This window comes from Pseudothermotoga sp., from assembly GCF_031962025.1.
Taxonomy (GTDB): Bacteria; Thermotogota; Thermotogae; order Thermotogales; family DSM-5069; genus Pseudothermotoga_B.
The window spans coordinates 1-19,783 of record NZ_JAVRKW010000009.1 but is presented as its reverse complement, the minus strand read 5'-3'; the positions used below and the strand labels follow the sequence as shown (position 1 = coordinate 19,783).

The 19,783-nt window shown below is 41.3% G+C and carries 21 protein-coding genes; 13 read left to right on the top strand and 8 right to left on the bottom strand.

What is annotated here, in order from left to right; genetic code table 11:
* The first annotated feature begins 1 nt into the window (after position 1).
* The 11 genes from AC4E92_RS07500 to tsf are packed head-to-tail and all read left to right on the top strand — an operon-like array spanning position 2 to position 9,004.
* The gene (locus AC4E92_RS07500) at positions 2-220 is read left to right on the top strand and encodes a hypothetical protein (protein WP_490239979.1); all 219 of its coding nucleotides are present in this window, start codon (positions 2-4) and stop codon (positions 218-220) included.
* A 9-nt stretch (positions 221-229) separates the two neighbouring features.
* Positions 230-2,422: a replication restart helicase PriA gene (priA, locus tag AC4E92_RS07495; RefSeq protein ID WP_490239978.1), complete on the top strand. Its 2,193-nt coding sequence runs from the start codon at positions 230-232 to the stop codon at positions 2,420-2,422.
* A gap of 13 nt (positions 2,423-2,435) precedes the next feature.
* Positions 2,436-3,788 (top strand): bifunctional UDP-N-acetylglucosamine diphosphorylase/glucosamine-1-phosphate N-acetyltransferase GlmU, encoded by a 1,353-nt coding sequence (gene glmU / locus AC4E92_RS07490; protein ID WP_490239977.1) that lies wholly within the window; start codon positions 2,436-2,438, stop codon positions 3,786-3,788.
* Positions 3,788-4,738, top strand: a complete 951-nt coding sequence (locus AC4E92_RS07485; protein WP_490239976.1) for a ribose-phosphate pyrophosphokinase — start codon at positions 3,788-3,790, stop codon at positions 4,736-4,738. The genes glmU and AC4E92_RS07485 overlap by 1 nt, the downstream gene beginning before the upstream one ends.
* A gap of 16 nt (positions 4,739-4,754) precedes the next feature.
* Positions 4,755-5,411, top strand: a complete 657-nt coding sequence (locus AC4E92_RS07480; protein WP_490239975.1) for a 50S ribosomal protein L25 — start codon at positions 4,755-4,757, stop codon at positions 5,409-5,411.
* Positions 5,408-5,971: an aminoacyl-tRNA hydrolase gene (gene pth / locus AC4E92_RS07475; protein ID WP_490239974.1), complete on the top strand. Its 564-nt coding sequence runs from the start codon at positions 5,408-5,410 to the stop codon at positions 5,969-5,971. Before AC4E92_RS07480 ends, pth begins: the two co-directional genes overlap by 4 nt.
* Positions 5,968-6,399: a hypothetical protein gene (locus AC4E92_RS07470; RefSeq protein ID WP_490239973.1), complete on the top strand. Its 432-nt coding sequence runs from the start codon at positions 5,968-5,970 to the stop codon at positions 6,397-6,399. The genes pth and AC4E92_RS07470 overlap by 4 nt, the downstream gene beginning before the upstream one ends.
* 3 nt (positions 6,400-6,402) lie before the next feature.
* Positions 6,403-7,254: a prolipoprotein diacylglyceryl transferase gene (gene lgt / locus AC4E92_RS07465; protein WP_490239972.1), complete on the top strand. Its 852-nt coding sequence runs from the start codon at positions 6,403-6,405 to the stop codon at positions 7,252-7,254.
* Entirely contained in the window at positions 7,251-7,877 is a 627-nt protein-coding gene (locus AC4E92_RS07460; protein WP_490239971.1) for a metallophosphoesterase family protein, read from the top strand. Before lgt ends, AC4E92_RS07460 begins: the two co-directional genes overlap by 4 nt.
* A gap of 1 nt (position 7,878) precedes the next feature.
* Positions 7,879-8,364 (top strand): pantetheine-phosphate adenylyltransferase, encoded by a 486-nt coding sequence (gene coaD / locus AC4E92_RS07455; RefSeq protein ID WP_490239970.1) that lies wholly within the window; start codon positions 7,879-7,881, stop codon positions 8,362-8,364.
* Positions 8,365-8,407: 43 nt separating this feature from the next.
* Positions 8,408-9,004 carry a translation elongation factor Ts gene (gene tsf, locus AC4E92_RS07450; RefSeq protein WP_490239969.1) on the top strand — a complete coding sequence of 199 codons (597 nt, stop codon included), beginning with the start codon at positions 8,408-8,410 and terminating at the stop codon, positions 9,002-9,004.
* A 20-nt stretch (positions 9,005-9,024) separates the two neighbouring features.
* Here the strand turns inward: tsf and AC4E92_RS07445 are convergent, their stop codons facing one another.
* From AC4E92_RS07445 to AC4E92_RS07420, 6 genes are read right to left on the bottom strand one after another with little or no spacing between them, the layout of a single operon-like run.
* On the bottom strand, positions 9,025-10,161 hold the full coding sequence (locus tag AC4E92_RS07445) for a trans-sulfuration enzyme family protein (RefSeq protein ID WP_490239968.1): 1,137 nt from the start codon (positions 10,159-10,161) through the stop codon (positions 9,025-9,027).
* The gene (locus tag AC4E92_RS07440) at positions 10,158-11,129 is read right to left on the bottom strand and encodes a hypothetical protein (protein ID WP_490239967.1); all 972 of its coding nucleotides are present in this window, start codon (positions 11,127-11,129) and stop codon (positions 10,158-10,160) included. Before AC4E92_RS07440 ends, AC4E92_RS07445 begins: the two co-directional genes overlap by 4 nt.
* Entirely contained in the window at positions 11,126-11,680 is a 555-nt protein-coding gene (gene yfcE, locus AC4E92_RS07435) for a phosphodiesterase (protein WP_490239966.1), read from the bottom strand. The genes AC4E92_RS07440 and yfcE overlap by 4 nt, the downstream gene beginning before the upstream one ends.
* 5 nt (positions 11,681-11,685) lie before the next feature.
* Positions 11,686-12,798 carry an ABC transporter permease gene (locus AC4E92_RS07430; RefSeq protein ID WP_490239965.1) on the bottom strand — a complete coding sequence of 371 codons (1,113 nt, stop codon included), beginning with the start codon at positions 12,796-12,798 and terminating at the stop codon, positions 11,686-11,688.
* Positions 12,795-13,406: a dTMP kinase gene (tmk, locus tag AC4E92_RS07425; protein WP_490239964.1), complete on the bottom strand. Its 612-nt coding sequence runs from the start codon at positions 13,404-13,406 to the stop codon at positions 12,795-12,797. The genes AC4E92_RS07430 and tmk overlap by 4 nt, the downstream gene beginning before the upstream one ends.
* 14 nt (positions 13,407-13,420) lie before the next feature.
* Positions 13,421-13,690, bottom strand: coding sequence for an acylphosphatase (locus AC4E92_RS07420; protein ID WP_490239963.1), 270 nt, complete (start codon positions 13,688-13,690; stop codon positions 13,421-13,423).
* A 77-nt stretch (positions 13,691-13,767) separates the two neighbouring features.
* On the opposite strand from AC4E92_RS07420, the gene guaB reads away from it, so the two are divergent.
* Entirely contained in the window at positions 13,768-15,228 is a 1,461-nt protein-coding gene (gene guaB, locus AC4E92_RS07415; protein WP_490239962.1) for an IMP dehydrogenase, read from the top strand.
* 22 nt (positions 15,229-15,250) lie between these two features.
* Here guaB and glyS read toward each other — a convergent pair whose 3' ends face one another.
* A complete protein-coding gene (gene glyS / locus AC4E92_RS07410; protein WP_490239961.1) occupies positions 15,251-17,266 on the bottom strand; it encodes a glycine--tRNA ligase subunit beta in 2,016 nt (671 codons plus the stop codon).
* A complete protein-coding gene (locus tag AC4E92_RS07405; RefSeq protein ID WP_490239960.1) occupies positions 17,263-18,108 on the bottom strand; it encodes a glycine--tRNA ligase subunit alpha in 846 nt (281 codons plus the stop codon). Before AC4E92_RS07405 ends, glyS begins: the two co-directional genes overlap by 4 nt.
* Before the next feature lie 113 nt (positions 18,109-18,221).
* Here AC4E92_RS07405 and AC4E92_RS07400 point away from each other — a divergent pair, with 113 nt between their 5' ends.
* Positions 18,222-19,565 (top strand): GntP family permease, encoded by a 1,344-nt coding sequence (locus AC4E92_RS07400; protein WP_490239959.1) that lies wholly within the window; start codon positions 18,222-18,224, stop codon positions 19,563-19,565.
* Positions 19,566-19,783: the final 218 nt, after the last annotated feature.

The window sequence follows — 19,783 nt, the reverse complement described above, 5'->3', positions numbered from 1 at the left end:
TGTGGTGTATGAAAGGTACGTAAAAGCCATCGAGAAGGTTCTGGGTGGTATAGTTCAGCGAGAACGCTACGATGTGGATATCAGTGAAATCTGGATAGAAACTTCTATACCTCAGGATCTGATCGTTGAGATCATCGAGAAATTTCCCCTGCAGTTACCCGAAACACTTCATTCTATAACCTCAGGTGAAAAAATCATCTGGAAACGTAAAGACAGTTGATTTTTGATGGTGTACGAGGTTGCGATCTCAAAAATCCCGCTGAAAAGGACTTTTCTATACTCTTTTGAGGCAGACCTCGAATTGGGTGAAAGAGTCAAAGTTGATTTCAACAACAGAACTGTCACTGGATATATTGTGGCACGAGCAGATCACAAGACTGGTGTTAAAACGATACTGGAGAGAATAGATGGTTATAGTTTTTTGTCTGTTCATGATGTTCAAATGATCAAGTGGGCTTGTGAACATTTCTATTCTCCCGCTGGACAGCTTTTTGACCTGATGGTACCTGCATTTGTTGACCAATACACTGAAACATTCGTTGAACCAGTATCGGATTTACTGAACCTGCAGTCTTTGAAGCTCACGGAATTTCTTTCCATTCACGGCGAAAAAACACTTGATCTTTATCTAAAAAAAGGTTATGTGAGATTGCGCCGAATTGCCGCGATGAAAACTCCAAGACCAAGACTGAGGAATCTTTTTGTGACTTTGAGTATGCCAGTTGGTGAAGCTATCTCTCTTGCCAAAACATCTGATGAATATGACGTCATCAATTACCTTTTTTCAATAGAAAGCGCAACGGTGGATCAGGTGATTGAAGCCACAGGAGTTGGAGTAGAAAAATTGAGAAGAATGGAAAAGAAAGGTCTATTAAGATTCACCGATACGCCTTTATCGCGTGGTTTTGTCTTTGAAAGTGATAGTCCATCTTTGCCATCTGAGATTGAACACAAAGAATGGCTGGTCATTAAAGGGTCTGTTGAGAAAAGATTCAAAGCCATTTTCGGAGTTTTAAAAAATACGATTGACACGGGAAAGTCGGTGCTCTATCTGGTTCCACTTTCATCACAGATACCTTATCTGGCGGGAATGATTCAAAGATCTCTGGGAGTGGGAGTTTCTGTTTATCATGGTGGTATGTCAAAGTCACAGAAAGCGGTTACGTGGTTCAACGCGCTCAAAAAAGAACCAAGGGTTTTTGTTGGTACACGCCTTGGGGTTTTCTTACCCATAAAGAATCTGGGACTTATAGTTGTAGAAAATGACGAAGATGAGAGTTATTATCAGTTCGAAGAACCAATTTATGATGCTGTAGAGCTTATGAAAAAGAAGGCTTCACTGATGAACATATCTGTCATTCTTTCTTCGACAACAGGTCGTGTGGATGACCATTTCTATATTGATAAATCCAGGATTTTCAGCCTTCCGAATGATTCAAAAAACATCCGCGTTATTGATATGAAAAAACAGACCGGTTTCATCTCAGACGAACTGCTTGAACAGATAAAGCACGCCATAGAAAATGGCAAAGGAACAGTTATTATCGTTAGAAGAAAAGGTTATGCGCCGTTTGTCACCTGTGCGGTTTGTGGACATACGCTCTTGTGCCCGAAATGTGATGTGGCGATGTCCTTTCACAGATCTGCAAATAAATATAAGTGTCATCAGTGCGGTTATACTGAGCCTGCCGACGACCTGTGTCCGAAATGCGGCACCCGTGCACTTTATCCTAAGGGTTACGGAACAGAGAGAATAGAGAAGATTCTCAGATATCATTTTCCATCTGCGAGAATTGCCAGAATTGACAGCGATGAGACAAATTATTCATCGATGGTTCAGAACCTTTTTGAGTTTGAGCAAGGGAAAATCGATATTCTGATAGGTACCAGGATGGTTTTGCACGGCTTTGGACTTGAAAGAATAGGATTAATGGCTTTTTTGGATTTCGACGGATTGTTGTTTCAGCCGGATTATAATTTTAGAGTCCAGGTTTTTCAACTGCTCTGCCGTGGAAATGAAATGGCAAAGAACGGAAAAATGGTTGTTCAGACAGCAGAAGTTGATAATGAAGTCATAAAACATATATTTACCTGTGATACAGAAGAATTTTACCTGAAAGAGTTACAAAAAAGAAAGGATTTGGATTATCCACCTTTCAGTGATTTAATCCAGGTGGTCCTTGAAAGTGAAGACCCATCAATAGGATGGGAAATAGTGAGTTCCTGTACAGGTTCTTTGAGCGGTGAAAAGATCCTTGGTCCTGTTGAACATCCAATCTTCAAGTTGAAAGGTAAATACAGATTTCATTTTCTGATCAAAACAGGTGCGCTTGAAAGAACGCTGCTGAAACTGGATGAGGTATTCACAAAACTCGGTAAAAAGGGCTGGAGGGTTCTGGTGAACCCTCCGCATCTGTGGTAAGGGGGCAAAGACCATGATAAGCCTCATACTTGCAGCAGGGATGAGCAGCAGAATGAAGTCGAAATACCCAAAGGTTGTTCATCCTCTGTGCGGCAAGCCCATGATTCAGTGGGTTCTGGACGCGGTGTCTGGCATAACAAAAAAAGTATGTGTAGTCATCGGTTATCAGGCTCAGATGGTAAAACAGGTCCTTCCCGATGATGTTGATATAGCTTATCAGACAGAACAACTTGGTACAGCACATGCGGTTATGAGCGCAAAGCATTTCATAGATCCGGCAGATGATGTGCTCATTTTGTATGGAGACATGCCATTGATAAGACAGGAAACACTGCAGAAAATTGTGGATGCACACCGCCGTGGTGATTATGACGTGACAGTTGTTTCGGTTGAGATGGACGATCCCACAGGTTATGGAAGAATTGTGAAGGATGATTCGGGTAAGTTCGTGAAAATAGTGGAGGAATTCGATGCCTCTGAACAGGAAAAAAAGATCAGGGAGATAAACACAGGTGTGTATATCTTCAAAGGCAGCAAGCTTTTAGAAGTACTTCCAAAGATAAACTGTGAAAATCGCAAGAGGGAATACTACCTTACAGATGCCGTTGGTTTACTCGAAAAAGTCAATGTGTACAGAGATGAAAATGTCGAGGATTTTTCTGGTATAAACAACAGAATTCAACTTGCACAAGTTGAAAAAATTCAGCGAAAGCGCATACTTGAAAGACTGATGCTCGATGGTGTAACAATTGTTGATCCATTGACCACATATATAGATGCCAGTGTTAAGATTGGTAGGGATACAATCGTGTATCCGATGACTTTCATAGAGGGTGAAACTGTCATTGGTGAGGATTGTGTGATAGGTCCCATGACCCGTATTGTGAACTGTGTGATAGAAAATCAGGTTGTTGTGAATAGATCTGAATGTACAGGTGCTCATATCATGAGCGGAGTTTCGGTCGGTCCGTTCAGCAGATTGAGGGAGGGTACTGTTCTATACCCGAAGGTTAAGATAGGGAATTTCGTGGAAGTGAAGAATTCCACAATTGGTTCTAATACCAAAGCACAGCATTTGACATACCTTGGAGATTCGCAGATCGGTGAAGATGTGAATGTCGGTGCTGGGACGATAACGTGTAATTTTGATGGTAAGAAGAAAAACCAGACGGTGATAGAAGATCAGGTTTTTATTGGAAGTAACACAGCACTGGTTGCACCTGTAAAAATCAAAAAAGGCTCGTTCATTGCCGCGGGTTCGACGATAACACAGGATGTACCTGAATGGAGTCTGGCAATAGCAAGGGCAAGGCAGGAGAACAAATTGGGATGGGTTTTGAAGAAAAAACAAAAGGAGGAAGGCTGATGCCGTTTCAACGAAATGATTTGAAATTTTTCGCTGGTAATTCGAACCCTGAGCTCGCTAAACGTGTTGCTGATTATTTAGGATTGAGACTTGGAGATTGCCAGGTTTCCCGTTTTTCAGATGGGGAAATCAATGTCAAGATAAACGAAACGGTCAGAGGACATGATGTTTTTGTTTTGCAATCTTTTTCGCATCCAGTTAATGATAATGTCATGGAACTTTTGATCATGATCGATGCTTTCAAACGGGCATCAGCAAACAGTGTGGCAGTTGTGATACCATATTATGGTTACGCGCGCCAGGACAGGAAAGCCAAGGGTAGAGACCCAATAACAGCCAAATTGCTCGCAAATCTCATAACTGTTGCTGGCGCGACAAGGGTTCTAACAGTTGATCTTCATGCCGAACAGATTCAGGGATTTTTCGATATACCGCTGGATAATTTGTACAGCTTTCCGGTTTTCAGCGAGGAGATATTGAAGCTCTACAAAGACGAGAAAAAAGATCTGGTTGTTGTTGCTCCTGATGTCGGTGCAGTTCGCAGGGCAAGCAAGTTTGCAGAAAAACTTGGAGTTTCCTTGGCGATACTTGATAAACGCAGACCTGCCGACAACGTGGCTGAAGTCGTTCATGTTATAGGTGATGTTAAAGACAAAACAGCGATCATGTTTGACGATATAATTGACACTGGCGGAACACTTGTCCAGGGTGCAGAGATCTTGAAAAAATCTGGTGCAAGGCGTATACTTGCATGTGCAACCCATGGAGTTCTTTCTGGTAACGCTGTTGAAAAGATTCAAAAAAGTGATATTGATAAAGTTTATATAACTGATACTGTGTACCATAAGGACTTACCTGAAAAATTCTGTGTGTTCAGTATAGCTTCTTTACTTGGGGAAGCGATTATAAGGATAAGGAAGAATCTTTCGGTGAGTATATTGTTCAGATGAGGAGGGACAGAAGGATATGCAACTTACGGCGAACTTAAGAACCGAACACGGAAAAAGGGTCGTTAGAAGACTGAGAAACAAAGGCAATATACCTGCTGTGATTTATGGACCAGAAACAGAGCCAGTGAGCATTACTTTGAACAGGTTCGAGGTTGAAAAGGCATTTCACAAGATCTCTGAATCCATGCCTTTGAAACTCGAATTGAACATGGGTGATCATGTTGAAACGGTAGAAGTTTTCATCAAGAATGTGCAGATTGACAAGGTCACAGACCAGATCGTTCATATTGATTTTTACAGACCAGCCAAAGGTCATACTATGAAGATAAGTATTCCAATTCGTGTTGTTGGTAAAGCCGAAGGAGTTGAAAAAGGCGGAATTCTGGAAGTGATACACAGCGAACTGCCAGTTGAAACTCTGCCTTCGGCTGTCGTTGAGTACATAGAAATCGACGTGACCAAGCTCGGACTTGGACAATCCATACATGTCAGGGATTTGAAACTTCCACAGGGCATGAAACCACTACTGCCTCAACAGGAAGCCGTAGTAACGGTAGTTGTGCCTCGTGGTCTTGCTGCAGAGGAAGAAGTCAAGCCAGCAGAAGCAACAGCGGCTGAACCAGAAGTCATAAAGAAGGGTAAGAAAGAAGAGGAAGTTGAAGAAGAAAAGTGAAACTGATTTTTGGACTTGGCAATCCCGGTCCACGTTATGCTTTCAACAGGCATAACGTGGGCTTTATGTTTGTCGATAGATGCCATCATTTGAAAAAATGCGCGCAATGGCAGATGAGTTCTTTGTATACTTTCAGCTCATGTGATCAGATATCTTTGATAAAACCGATGACTTATATGAATCTGAGCGGCAGGGCAGTGAAACAGGCTTTGAGTGATTTTGGCTGCACAGTTGATGATATAATTGTTGTGTACGATGATGTAGATCTTGCAATTGGAAAGATTCGAATCAGGGCAAAGGGAAGTTCAGGTGGTCATAAGGGTCTTCAGTCCATAATAGATCTTTTAAATACCGATAGCTTTGTCAGAGTGAGAATTGGTATAGGACCAAAACCCGAGGGTGTTGATCTGGTAGATTATGTTCTGCAGGATTTCAGCGAAAGTGAATTGGCTGTATTGGACCGTGTTCTGGATGTTGTAGAGAATGCAGTCGAAGTGATCATCAATGAGGGTGTTGGTAAAGCGATGTCTGTGTTCAATTCTTATGAGGTGATTCTGTGAAATGCGATTTTTGTGGAGATTCAGATGCAAAAATTTATAAATTCATAGCAGATGGTATGGTAAAAGAGGTGGCTTTCTGTCGGCGCTGTTTGAGAAAACAATTGAATGAAGCTCCCAGTTTATCAAAAGAAGGATTGAATTATCTTGCTGGGCACATCGAACTTGTTCAGGATACAGATCTTGGTGAGATATCCGTGGACAGTCTTTCATCTGGTGAACTGGTTTTCTCCGTTGCTCCGGTAGCTGTTTTGAAGATTCTTTTTGGTAAAAGCGAGATATCTCAGGAAGATTTACATGAAGCGGCAAAGCGCAGAATATATATTCTGCAGTACCGCTTGGAGAAAGCCCTGAAGCAGGAAGATTACAAGACTGCCAACAAGATCAAAAAACAAATAAACGAGATAAGAGAACACATTCTGGAGAAATAGCTCATGCTGAGGGTGCTGCTTTTTGCCGTAATTTTCCTTTTGTGCTGGTTATTTCTCATGCAGGTATTCCGCGGAGAGCTGATTTTAACAAGCACAATTTTAAAGCTTGGTAGGTTTGAACTGCGCTATTATTCTGTTTTTATCCTTTTGGGAATAGTTCTTTCTTATTTACTTGCCAGAAAAAGTGCAAAAGAACAAAAGATCAATCTGGATCAACTTGATGAACTCATTTTCTATGCTGTGATCTTTGGAATAATAGGGGCACGGTTTTTCTATGTTATTTTCAACTGGAAGTACTATCAGAGAAATCCGCTTGAGATTTTGATGGTGTGGCATGGGGGATTGGCAATACAGGGAGCTGTTTTATTTGCAATAGCAACCTTTATCCTGTACAGCAAGTTGAAAAAAAACGTCAGCTTCGGTGTTTTTCAAATTCTCGATCTTGGTGCGGCATACCTTCCTTTAGGTCAGGCGATAGGTAGATGGGGAAATCTTTTCAATTACGAAGCTTTTGGAGCTCCAACGAACTTACCGTGGAAGATGTATGTACCGGTCAGATTTCGACCATTTGGTTATTCACAATTTGATTATTTTCATCCGACTTTCTTGTATGAATCCATCTGGGATCTTTTTATCTTTCTGATATTGACCCGGTTCATGAATAAATATCGGAAAAATTCTGGCGAGGTTTTTTCACTGTATCTATGTCTTTACTCGCTTGGCAGAATTTGTATTGAAAAGCTCAGACTTGACAGCCTTTACTGGGCAAATTTGAGAACGGCACAATTGTTCAGTGCAATCATGATACTGGTGGGCTTTGGTCTGTTTCTGTACAGGCGGAGGGACTTGAATTGATCTATGCGATAGGTGATATTCATGGTTGTGCCAGGGCTTTGGACAGTCTGATAGATAAACTGCCACTTTGTAATACGGATAAGTTGATATTTCTCGGTGATTATATAGATCGTGGTCCTGACAGTAAAGCAGTTGTTGAAAAGTTGCTCGCTTTGAGACAGGTTTATGATTGTGTTTTTCTGCGGGGTAATCATGAATGGATGATGCTCAACTATGTGCTCAATAATAGGGATTTTGAACTGTGGATGATGAATGGTGCATACGCAACTGTGAGAAGTTATGGAGATGTGAAAAAAATTCCTTCAGAACACCTTGAGTTTTTCGAAAATACCGTTTATTATCACATTGAAAATGGATATTTTTTTGTACATGCGGGTGTCAAGCCATATCTTCCTGTTCAAGAACAGAACAACTTTGATCTGATATGGATAAGAGAGGAATTCATATACGCTGAAAACCCGCTGGAAGGATACATAGTGGTTTTTGGTCATACACCTTTTGAAAATGTGTTTGTTTCACGCGATAAGATAGGAATCGATACAGGCTGTGTCTACGGTGGAAGGTTAACGGCGTTCAGAATTGATGACGGCATGATCTTTCAGGCTGATTGCGGTGGTGATTGAAGTGAAAGCGGTGTATCCCGGGTCATTTGATCCCATAACTTACGGGCACATGGATATAATCGATCGAGCGATGAAAATCTTTGATGAGCTATGGGTTGTGGTGATGGTTAATCCGCGCAAGAAACCAATCTTCACGGCTCAGCAGAGAGTGGAAATGATATCCCAATTGATCAGTGATAGAAAAAATGTTCATGTGGATTATCACGAAGGGCTTTTAGTGGATTATCTGAGACAAAAACAGATCAAAGTCGTGGTAAGAGGTCTGAGAGCTCTAACGGATTTTCAGTATGAACTTGAAATGGCTATAGCAAACAAGCACCTTTGCAATGAGCTTGAAACTGTTTTTCTCATGACCGATGAGAAGTTTTCTTTTTTATCTTCAGGTCTGGTGAGAGAAGTTGCTTTAATGGGTGGCGATGTAAGCATGTGGGTTCCACCGAATGTAGTTGAAGCTTTAAAGAGGCTCAAATCGAATGCCGTGATATAATATGGCTCGGCTAATATGTCAAAACTAAAAAGGAGGTTTTTGTATGCAGATAAGTGCAGATATGGTTAAAAAACTCAGAGATATGACAGGTGCAGGAGTTATGGAGTGCAAGACGGCACTGAATGAAGCTCAGGGAGATTTTGAGAAAGCAGTTGAGATACTCAGAAAACGTGGAGCCGCTGTTGCTCAGAAGAAAGCTGGAAGGGCAACCAAGGAAGGAGTAGTGACTTCTTATATTCATTTCAACGATAAAATAGGTGTTCTGCTTGAACTGGGCTGTGAAACAGATTTTGTTGCGAGAATGCCTGAATTCAAGGAACTTGCATACAACCTTGCCAAACACGTTGCTGCGATGAATCCCACCTACGTCACAAGAGAGGATGTACCTGCCGAGGTTGTTGAAAAAGAAAAAGAGATCTATCTTGCTCAACTGAAGGATTCTAACAAGCCACAGGCTGTTCTTGAAAAAATAGTTCAGGGTAAGCTCGAAAAATTCTACGAAGAAGTGTGTCTCTATGATCAAAAATACATTTTCGATGACACAAAAACAGTCAAGCAAGTAATCGACGAATTGATAGGCAAAATAAGAGAAAATATCAGGGTCACCAGGTTTGTCAGAATGCAGGTTGGTGTAGAATAAAAAAGGCGCCGCAGGGCGCCTTAAATTTTCTCCAGGGCTTGTTTTAGATCTTCTATCAGATCCTGCAGATCCTCTATACCCACAGAAATTCTAACTCCACCTTTTGAAATGCCTGCTTTTTTCAGTTCTTCGTCGTTCAGAGATGCATGTGAGGTCAGAGACGGAATAGTTACCAGAGATTCCACTCCGGCAAGTGAAGTTGCCTGCTTGAATATTTTGAGATTTTCAACGAATTTCAGTGCGTTCTTCTGTGTCAAAAGGTCACAGTAGACAACTGCTCCAAAACCAGGACAGCTTTTATAACATTCTGGAATATCTTTGTACAAGGTGGGGTATCTAACTTCGACTATTTTTTCGTGATTTGATAGAAATTGAGCTACCTGCCGGGCATTGTAATTGTGCCTTTCCATTCTCAGTGCGAGAGTCTTAACCGATCTTGACACCAAATAGGCTTGGAAAGGATCGGGGTTGAAACCAAGGGTGTACATCTTCTGCCAGATTTTATTGATCAGATCCTCATTTTTACTTGCTACAAATCCCATGATCACATCTGAATGACCGTTTATGTATTTTGTAGCACTGTGTATCTCTAAATCTGCACCAAATTCAAGGGATCTGAAATTGTATGGAGACAAAAAGGTGTTATCTACAAAAAGTAAAGCACCGTTCTTGTGTGCAATTTTCGCCAGAAACTCCACATCTGTCAATTTCAAAAGTGGATTGGTCAGCGATTCAACGTAAACGACTTTTGCTCCATTGATTGAAATATTTGATATATCATCTACTGAGAAAAATTCGCATTGAATACCAAGCTGTGGTAAAATCTTTTGAACCAGGCTGTATGTACCACCATAGAGTTCAGTTAAGAAAATAGCCCTGTCTTTTTGGGAAAGAACTGACAAAAGCGAACAGGTAATTGCACCCATACCAGATGAAAACAGAATACCTTCCTTTGCTCCGCACAGATTTGAAAGTTTCTGTTCCAGAGCTCTCACAGTTGGATTTGAAATTCTCGAATAAATATAGTTATCACGGCTATCCACTTTGTACTTGGATGGGTTCATCAGAAAATTGGCGGTTTGAAAGATCGGAGTGGTAATCGAATCAAGCTGGTGAATCTCCCCGACATGAATTGATCTTGTGGAAAATCCTTTCAAATCATTGTCCCCCTTCCTTTTAAGGTTTCGGCAAGGTTGCAGCGTATATAAGAATGATTGTAGAAATATCTATCCAAGTAGCGCTCCAGAAAAATAATCGGCAGTGTATCTTCAGGAGTTCTTGGGATCAATGAAAGGTCATCTACCAGCGAAGGCAGACTTGAAGCAAGCTGGTTGAAAACTTCGAAGATATCGTATTTTTCTTTTTCAAACCTGTCCTCTTCAATCACTGTTTCGATACGCACGAGACCTTTTAAGCCAGCAGTGTTGACCAGTTTCAAATAAGACATTATCCTCAAAAGATTATTGTTGCCAATGGGGTTCGTAAGAATACATCTTGATCTTTGAGTTTTTTTCATCAAACCATAGCTCTTGAAAACCTCTAAACTCACAAAGGCTTTTTGCACGTTTTTGACCAGTCCCACAGGACCTCGTGCCGCACGGAAAGAAGGTGTTGCAAAATCTATACTGCCATCCTTGATTGTCAAAAAATCATCGATGTATTTAGAGACTTCATCACGTTCAAGCTGTTGCATATAGGAATCCAGTGCGGATTTTGCATCCCTGCCAGTTGCAACTTCGCAAATAAGTTCGCCGATTTTCACCTTTTTCTCCTGAAGATTGATTATCTGTGCCAGTGCATCTGGTACTGCAAGAACCAATTTCGATTCTGGTCCTTTTTCTGGTGAAAAAAGTGTCGTACATTTTCCATTTTCTAAGATGACCGCACCTGTGACAATCTGACTGAGCAGCATGTTATATCCAAGAACATTTATCGATTCAAAGGTTCTTCTTCTGCTGTCTACAAAAACCATTGTCTGACAGCAGGGTGCATCTTTGATGATATCTTCTTCCACGATTTGGGCTGATTCAGCATAATCTATATCTGGCGGCAACATGGTACCTTCATTTCTAACTGTTTCAACTTTTGGATTGAGTTCTTCAATTATCGTTGAAAAATCTATCATAGAGACATCTCCCTGTAAAGCTTTCCATCTATTGTGTAAATGGATATCTTTAAATTCGATGAAAATTCGATCAGTGCACATGTCGGTGGGTGGTTCATTTTTGGAAGAGAAGGGCTACCGGGGTTGAGAATGACTTTGGATCGAACTATTTCAAGTCTTGGGATGTGAAAATGCCCGTAAACAAAGACATCGGCATTGTATCTTTCGATCAATTCGAGAATCTGATTGTCGTTTTTGATGTTTTCTCCGTGTAGTAAAACCATCTTTTTGTTTTCCACAGTCAATGACATTATCTTGGGCATATCTTCTTTTTCAAGAACCATTAGATCAACATCTGCATCGCAGTTTCCTCTAACATAGGATATATTTGCTTTTGCTTTCAAGACACTTGCAAGTTCAGCCGGATTGTAACCGTCTGGCAAAGGATTTCTTGGTCCGTGATAGAGCACATCTCCAAGGTGAAAGATTTCATTGACTGATCCAAACATTTTTTCAATTTTATTCCAGCTTGTGATTGAACCATGCGTATCTGAAACAATTAACACTTTCATAGCATTCACCTTCTTTTGAAATATGAAATTCCTGAAATCAGTGCTAAGAAAAAGACTATCGTTGAACAGATCAGCATGACTTTTATCTCATTCATCGAAAACAGACCGTAGATCTGTGTTTTTCTGAGAATGTAATTTGTTAAGAACAGCGGAAAGTACTTTGAAACGGTTTGAACTATGTTTGGCATAGAACTTATAGGTACTATCATGCCACTGAGAAAAAACGATATGACAACAACACTCAGACCAAAGAGATTTGCCGTCTGCGTGTTCGTGGCTAAATAAGAGAGTATGATACCCACACAGGCATGGAAAAAAGAATTCAAAATAATCAGTATAGTGAGCAGTCCTACTGGAAGATGAACTTTTAGCAGGATAAACAAAATGCACGCGATGAGAGATTCTATTATGCCAAGGATTGTATAAGAAAAAATCTTTGAGACAGTGTAGGATATATGGCTCAGATTGGTTGAAAGGTATATATCTATCAAGCCACTCTCTTTTTCAGAAACAGTTGAACCGCTCGACAGCGCAATTACCACAAAGGCAGCCGAGAGAAAAATGGCAATGGGAGTCAACAGAGATTTGAAACTGAGTAGTTCTTCCTTCTCACTCATTACCAATTTGGGTGCAGGATAGCCAGAAGAAGCAAATAGATATCTGATCACCTGCGGATCGAAAAACGGACTTCCCTGCAAATCTTCGAACATCGATTTGAAAAGCTGGTACATGATTGATGAAACCTGCAGATCCACCGGACTTGGTATGAAGCTTATGGTGGTCTGCTTTGCCGCATACAGGTCCTTTGAAAAGTCTTTGGGTATAATCACAATGGCGTTGTATTCACCGTTCATCAATCTGTTTTCATAATCAGAGCCGGCGTATGATATGGTACTTCCTTTGAAAAGAGACATGACTATACCCACTGTGAACCGCGAGAGTGGATCACTGTCCTGATTGACTATGCCGATTCGAGCGCGGAATAAACTGTAGCTGTTGAACAAGATCGTGGTTAAGAGTATCACCAGTACTGGTACCATGATGATTGTAAGGATGGATAAGCGATTTTTGAAAATGCGTTTCAGATCTGTCAGAATGAGTCTTGAAAGCTGCTTCATATTTTGTTTCCACCCCGTTCCTCGAAAATCTCAACGATCTGCCTGTGGATTTGCTCAATGGTTCTTTCACCGTCTATTACAACTATTCTGTCAGCGTACCTGCTTGCCAGATCAAGATAAGCATTTCTCACGATTTTTAGAAATTCATATCCTTCTGATTCAATTCTATCAAAGGCTTTTTTTCTTTTCACCGAAGTCTCAACTGTGATATCTATGTAAAATGTGAGATCAGGCTTCAATCCGCCTGTTGCAAAATCATTCAGTTTTTCGACTTCTTTTAGTCCAATATTTCTCCCCGCACCCTGATAAGCAACACTTGAATCTATGAATCGGTCTGCCACGACGATTTTGTTTTCTGACAGAGCTGGTAATATTATCTGGGATACCAATTGAGCTCTGCTCGCTAAAAACAATAAAAGTTCTGCTTTTGGAAGAATCGAGATGGACTGGTCTTTTAAAAGCAATTTTCTTATCATTTCACCTACCTTTGTTCCACCGGGTTCTCTCACACACACATATGGAAGTTTTCTTTGCTGTAGATACTTCAAAAAGAGCCTTACCTGAGTACCTTTTCCGCTGCCGTCGATTCCTTCAAAAGATATGAACATCTTTTTCCTCCTTTTCAATGGACGATTTCAAAGGTTTGGAAATTCTGCTCATCTACTTCTGTGTATTGCACACTGGTCACAACTGCTGAAGCTGGTCCTCTGCTCACTTGGTTTATGAATTCGGCAAGCGTGTTTTCATCACCCTGGGCATGAATCTCGACTGAGCCATCGTCGGCATTTTTCACATAACCTTTAATACCCATTCTCCTTGCTATTTTATAGGCAAAATACCTGAACCCGACACCCTGTACATGTCCGTAGATCTTTATGAAAAGTGCTGGCATAATTTAACCACCCCGGTGATATAATTTCTGAAAAACATAATACATCGAAAACCGAAAAATGTACAGGAGGTGGAACTTTGAGCTTTCAGGAAGGACTCACCTTTGATGATGTTCTTTTAATACCAAGATACAGTGAAATTCTGCCATCTCAAACCGATGTGAGAACCAGGCTTGTTGGGGATATCTGGTTGAATATACCGCTTGTCAGTGCCGCGATGGACACAGTCACGGAAGCGGAACTTGCAAAAGCACTTGCTCGCGAAGGCGGAGTAGGAGTCATACACAAGAATATGACGATTGAAGAACAAGCCCACCAGGTATCGATTGTAAAAAGAACTGAAAATGGAGTGATCTGTGATCCAGTTACAATTCACCCGGATGATAGTATACAGAAAGCTCTTGAGTTGATGTCAACTTATCGCATAGGTGGTCTGCCAGTAGTTGATGAAGATAATCATTTACTCGGTTTGATAACAAACAGGGATATCAGATTTGAGAAAAATTATGCCAGACCCGTTAAAGAACTCATGACGCCAATGGAAAAACTCGTGGTTGCAGAACCATCTGTAAGTCTGGAAGAAGCAAAACAGATTTTGCATGCACACAAGGTTGAGAAACTACCGCTGATTGATTCGCAAAAACGCTTGGTTGGATTGATAACAATAAAGGACATCATGAGCGTTGTTGAACATCCCTTAGCGGCTCGAGATTCAAAGGGAAGATTGATCGTCGGAGCGGCAGTTGGAACTGCAGATGACACTTTAAGCAGGGTACAGGCTCTAAAAGATGCTCAGGTGGATTTCATCGTTGTTGATACAGCCCACGGTCATTCGAAAAAAGTCCTGGAGATTGTCAAAAAAATAAAACTGGATTTTCCAGAACTGCCTGTTGTAGCCGGAAATGTGGCAACGGAAGAAGGCGCACTGGCTTTGATAAAAGCAGGTGCTGATTGTGTGAAGGTTGGGATAGGACCTGGTTCGATCTGCACCACTCGAGTAGTCGCAGGTATCGGTGTGCCTCAGTTGACGGCTGTGATGGAATGTGCAAAGGTTTGTAGAAATTATGGGGTTACATCAATCGCAGATGGTGGCATAAGATACTCCGGAGACATTGTCAAAGCTCTCGCTGCGGGTGCAGATTCGGTGATGATAGGCAGCATCTTTGCCGGAACAGAAGAAGCACCGGGAGAAGCAATTTTGTATCAGGGCAGAAAGTACAAAGCTTACAGAGGAATGGGTAGTGAAGCCGCTATGAAAAAGGGCAGTGCCGACAGATATTTCCAAAATGAAAACTTCAAGTTCGTTCCTGAAGGCGTTGAAGGAATGGTACCTTACAAGGGCACTGTCAAAGATGTGGTTCATCAACTAATTGGAGGGCTGAGAGCCGGAATGGGTTACGTTGGTGCCAAGAATCTACAGGAACTCAGAGACAAGGCGGTATTTATGAGAGTAACTCAGGCTGGTGTCCGTGAGAGCCATCCACACGACATAATTATCACAAGAGAACCATCTAATTACTGGTCTACTTCCAGTCAGTAAAAATGAATAAGGGCAGATGCCCTTATTCTCTTTTCACTAAATGGGTCAGATCACCTATTTGCATAAACAGTGCGTCGATACTTTTTAGAAAACCGAGCCTGTTTCTTCTTATATCTTCCCGTTCTGACATGACAAAGACCTGGTCAAAATAATTGTCAATGTAAGGCTTTAAAGAGATGAGTGAATTCACAGCCCTTTCGTAATCCAGTTCTTTCAAGCTCTCCATGACAACGGATTTTGCATGTAAGAACTGGTTCAGCAAAGATATTTCGGCTTCTTTTTCAAATAGAGCTCCATCGAAGGTTGTATCTGTGTAATTTTTTGTGATATTGTGAACCCTCTCAAAACCGACGCACAGTTTGTTGAAGTCCTCGGTGTTCATCATCTTCGATATCGCTTTTGCAGAGAGGAATCCTCTGAGCGGTTTTCTCCACAAATGGTTAACGGCTCTTGCGACATCGTAAGTGAGACCTTCACCTGTCAAGAATGCGTAATATCTTGAACTCACAAAACTCTCGATTATCTGTTCGCCGCACTGCATGTTCAAAAGCTTCAGTGCCATGGACAGTAGATCATATAGGTCTATATCCCATTTTTGAAACACAACAGCCCGTAAAATCGTATCCATCTTGGTTCTCAAGCCAAATGGATCTTTTGAACCGCTCGGAATATTCCCAACTGCGAGATTCCCAACGATGGTGTCAATTCTGTCAGAAATACCTATGATTGCACCGATCTTTGTTTGCAACTGATCTGAATACTGTTCTTCTATGGCATGTGCAACCTGGCTATCTTCACCGTTCAAAATTGCATAGATCCTTCCCATAACTCCCTGCAATTCCGGGAACTCGTAAACGACATGTGATGCGATATCAGCCTTGGATAATACAGCCGCTCGTCGAATTTTTTCCAGCATATCTTTCAGACCGACTTTTTCAGCGATGTACATACTGATCTGTTCGATTCGCTTTACTTTGTCGAACAAAGTTCCAAGTTCTTTTTGAAAAACCATCTCTTTGAGTTTGTCGTTGAAGTCTTCGAGTTTGTATCTTTTGTCTATTTCAAAGTAATAGTGAGCATCCTCAAGACGAGCATTGACGACATTCTGATACCCCTGAATGATTTTGGAAAAATCTCCATGCGGTCTGTCCAAAAATGCAACAAAAGATGTGGTGATTTTGCCGTCTTTTGTGGTTGTAAAGGCACTCAGGTGGTGTTTTATGGTAACGGTTATCAACTCAGAAGGCAAATTGAGATACTGCTGTTTAAAAGTTCCCACTATTGCAACAGGCCATTCTGTGATCTTTGAAATCTTATCGATCATTTTTTCTTCTTTATCGCATTTGAAACCATTTTGCATTTCAAGCTCATCGAGCTGTTGTTTTATCTTTTGCACTCGTTCTGCTTCGTCGACGATTACAAAATGATCCCTGAGAGTGGATATGTAGTCCTGTGGCTTTTCGATCTTGATCTGTTTTGCTATGTATGGATGCGAGCGAGTTGTATTTGATGATTTCACACCGAACAGTTCAAATTCAAGAACCTGATCGTTGTATATACATAAAATCCACTTCACAGGGCGTATGAATTCGTATTCTCCATTTGCCCATTTCATTGGCTTGGTGAATCTGAGTGAAAGGACCACACGCTTGAAGATCTCCGGCAAAATTTCCTGTGAACTTTTTCCCTGAAGTTTTTTTCTCAGATAGACATACCCTTCTTGAATAAAAATATCATCCTGAGATGCTTGATTGGCTGCCAGAAAACCGAGCAGAGCCTTTGTAGGTTTACCATCAGAGAAGGCAACTTTCTCGGAAGGACCTTTTTTCACAACGACCATGTCCTGCTGTTTATCAGAAAGATTTTGTATCAGCACACATATTCTGCGGTTTGTTACAAAACAAAGCAAATTCTGATAATCGATCTTAGCCTCTTTAAGAAAATTTTCCGATAATTCTTTCAACTGCTGTTTTATCTGGTCAATTTCACTTGCCGGTAATTCTTCAACACCCACTTCAAGCAACGCGTTGTTTGTCATTTCGATTGACCTCCCAGAAAGGCTTCCGCACAGCGTTTTGCCATAGTCCTGATGGATCTTATATATTGCTGTCTTTGAGCCACACTTATGGCATTTCTTGCATCCAGCAAATTAAAGGTATGAGAGCATTTGATCATATAATCGTACGCCACAAGATAATTTCCATTGTTGATCTGATTCTCAAATTCCATAGAATAAATATCGTATAACTGAAAAAGGCTCTGTGGATTTGAAAGTTCAAAATTGTACCTGGAAAATTGTCTTTCGTTCTCCAGATAGATATTGCCATAAGAAATCTTTTCGTTCCACATCACATCGAATATGTTGTTTTTCCCCTGAAGATACATCGCTATTCTCTCGATACCGTATGTTATCTCAAGAGGAATTGATTTGAGAGGAATACCGCCGATTTGCTGAAAATAGGTGAACTGCGTTATTTCCATGCCGTCAAGCCATACTTCCCAGCCTACTCCCCACGCACCCAGCGTTGGTGATTCCCAGTTGTCCTCTATGAATCTGACATCGTGTTCGCTCAGATCTATGTTCAAAGCACGTAAGGAATCAAGATACAGTTTCTGTGAATCTTCTGGTGATGGTTTTATAATAACCTGGTATTGAAAATACCTTTGAAGGCGATTAGGATTTTCACCGTATCTACCATCGGCTGGTCTACGGCTTGGCTGAACAAACGCCACTTTCCATTCGCCTTCTCGCAAAGATCCAAAAAAAGTAGACGGATGGAAAGTGCCAGCTCCCACTTCCATATCGTACGGTTGATCTATCATACATCCTACATTTGCCCAGTAACTGTTAAGTCTCTCTATTACTTCCTGTAGATACATCCAAACACCTCCATTTCATGCTCATTATACGACTTTGAGAAAAGCCTTTCAAGAGTTAAGGAAGAACTTGTATAATTAATTCAGCTCATATTTTTTAGAGGAGGTATGAAGCTGTGGCAATCTGGTCAGTGGTTTTGCTGTTTTTGGCGATTCTGTTCATCGTTATCTCTACGGTTCGATGGAAACTGCATCCTTTTCTTGCCCTGATTTTTGCCGCATTTATCTATGGATTACTTTCAGGGATGAAACTTTCAGATGTGGTTTCTTCAATCACCGCAGGATTTGGTGGCACGGTCAGTTCCATCGGTATTGTGATCGTCGCCGGTACAATCATAGGATTTTTCCTGGAAAAATCTGGCGGAGCATTCACTATGGCTGAGTCAATCTTAAAATTGACAGGCAGAAAAAACGTACCACTGGCGATGAGCATTATCGGCTATATAGTTTCAATACCGGTTTTTTGCGATTCTGGCTTTGTCATCATCAATCCGTTGAACAAAGCTCTAACGAAAAGAGCCGGGTTGAGTTTGTCGATCACCGCAATTTCTTTGAGCCTCGGTCTGTATGCAACCCATACGATGGTACCACCGACTCCCGGACCTGTTGCCGCGGCGGGTATTCTCAACGCTGATCTGGGTGTTGTCATACTCTGGGGCTTGCTCGTATCGATACCTGCAATGCTTGTTGGCTGGTTCTTTGCTATGAAATTTGGCTCCAAGATAAAAATAGATCCAGACCCAGAACTGACAGAGGAAGAAATAAGCAAAAAAATGAAAGAAGCCCCTGGTGCTGCTTCGGCATTCATGCCCATAATCATCCCGATAATTTTAATCGTATTGAAATCCATCTCTGATTTTCCAACAAAACCTTTTGGTGATGGTGGATTCAGAAACTTCATAGGATTCATAGGAAATCCTGTAACTGCATTGATAATAGGTGTTCTCATAGCTTTCCTGCTGCCGAAAAAATTGGACAAAGAAATGCTCTCGATGAGCGGATGGGTTGGACAAGCTGTATTGAACGCGGGAATTATAATTCTCATAACCGCCGCTGGTGGTGCTTTTGGAAAGGTACTTCAAAATTCTGGCATTGCCAATATAATAGGGCAAAACCTTGCAAAAGCGAATCTTGGAATGTGGCTGCCGTTCATTATTGCAGCTGCAATAAAAACGGCACAGGGTTCTTCAACCGTTGCGATAATCACAACTGCATCTTTGCTTGCTCCGCTCATGGGACCGCTTGGATTAACTTCTACCACGGCTAAGGCACTCGCTGTCGTTGCGATCGGTGCAGGGTCTATGGTTGTTTCCCACGCTAACGATAGCTACTTCTGGGTCGTGACACAATTTTCGAAAATGGATGTCAAGACAGGCTACAGACTGCAAACCTTTGGTACGCTGATCGAAGGCTTTACTGCCGCTGTAGTTGTCTGGCTGATAAGTCTTGCCGTTTTGTGAGATTCACTTTTTGAACTGGTAGTAAATAAAATCACCTCTGGCGATTTTCTTGTCAGAGGTGATTTTTTAATAGCAAACATATTATCAGTGTGCAAGACTTTATACAAATCTATGCGTTTTTGTCTTCACAGTTATGCCGAAATGCCACTGGCATCAGATCAATCTGGCAAAAAAGTTTGTGCATCAGGTTTTGGCATTTGAAAGCGTGTGCTGCATGA

Bases quoted from the DNA above. Each gene is read 5' to 3' on its own strand.
- glmU (WP_490239977.1), top strand. From the start codon at position 2,436: ATGATAAGCCTCATACTTGCAGCAGGGATGAGCAGCAGAATGAAGTCG.
- AC4E92_RS07485 (WP_490239976.1), top strand. From the start codon at position 3,788: ATGCCGTTTCAACGAAATGATTTGAAATTTTTCGCTGGTAATTCGAAC.
- AC4E92_RS07480 (WP_490239975.1), top strand. From the start codon at position 4,755: ATGCAACTTACGGCGAACTTAAGAACCGAACACGGAAAAAGGGTCGTT.
- lgt (WP_490239972.1), top strand. From the start codon at position 6,403: ATGCTGAGGGTGCTGCTTTTTGCCGTAATTTTCCTTTTGTGCTGGTTA.
- tsf (WP_490239969.1), top strand. From the start codon at position 8,408: ATGCAGATAAGTGCAGATATGGTTAAAAAACTCAGAGATATGACAGGT.
- AC4E92_RS07440 (WP_490239967.1), bottom strand. From the start codon at position 11,129: ATGATAGATTTTTCAACGATAATTGAAGAACTCAATCCAAAAGTTGAA.
- yfcE (WP_490239966.1), bottom strand. From the start codon at position 11,680: ATGAAAGTGTTAATTGTTTCAGATACGCATGGTTCAATCACAAGCTGG.
- AC4E92_RS07430 (WP_490239965.1), bottom strand. From the start codon at position 12,798: ATGAAGCAGCTTTCAAGACTCATTCTGACAGATCTGAAACGCATTTTC.
- tmk (WP_490239964.1), bottom strand. From the start codon at position 13,406: ATGTTCATATCTTTTGAAGGAATCGACGGCAGCGGAAAAGGTACTCAG.
- AC4E92_RS07420 (WP_490239963.1), bottom strand. From the start codon at position 13,690: ATGCCAGCACTTTTCATAAAGATCTACGGACATGTACAGGGTGTCGGG.
- glyS (WP_490239961.1), bottom strand. From the start codon at position 17,266: ATGACAAACAACGCGTTGCTTGAAGTGGGTGTTGAAGAATTACCGGCA.
- AC4E92_RS07405 (WP_490239960.1), bottom strand. From the start codon at position 18,108: ATGTATCTACAGGAAGTAATAGAGAGACTTAACAGTTACTGGGCAAAT.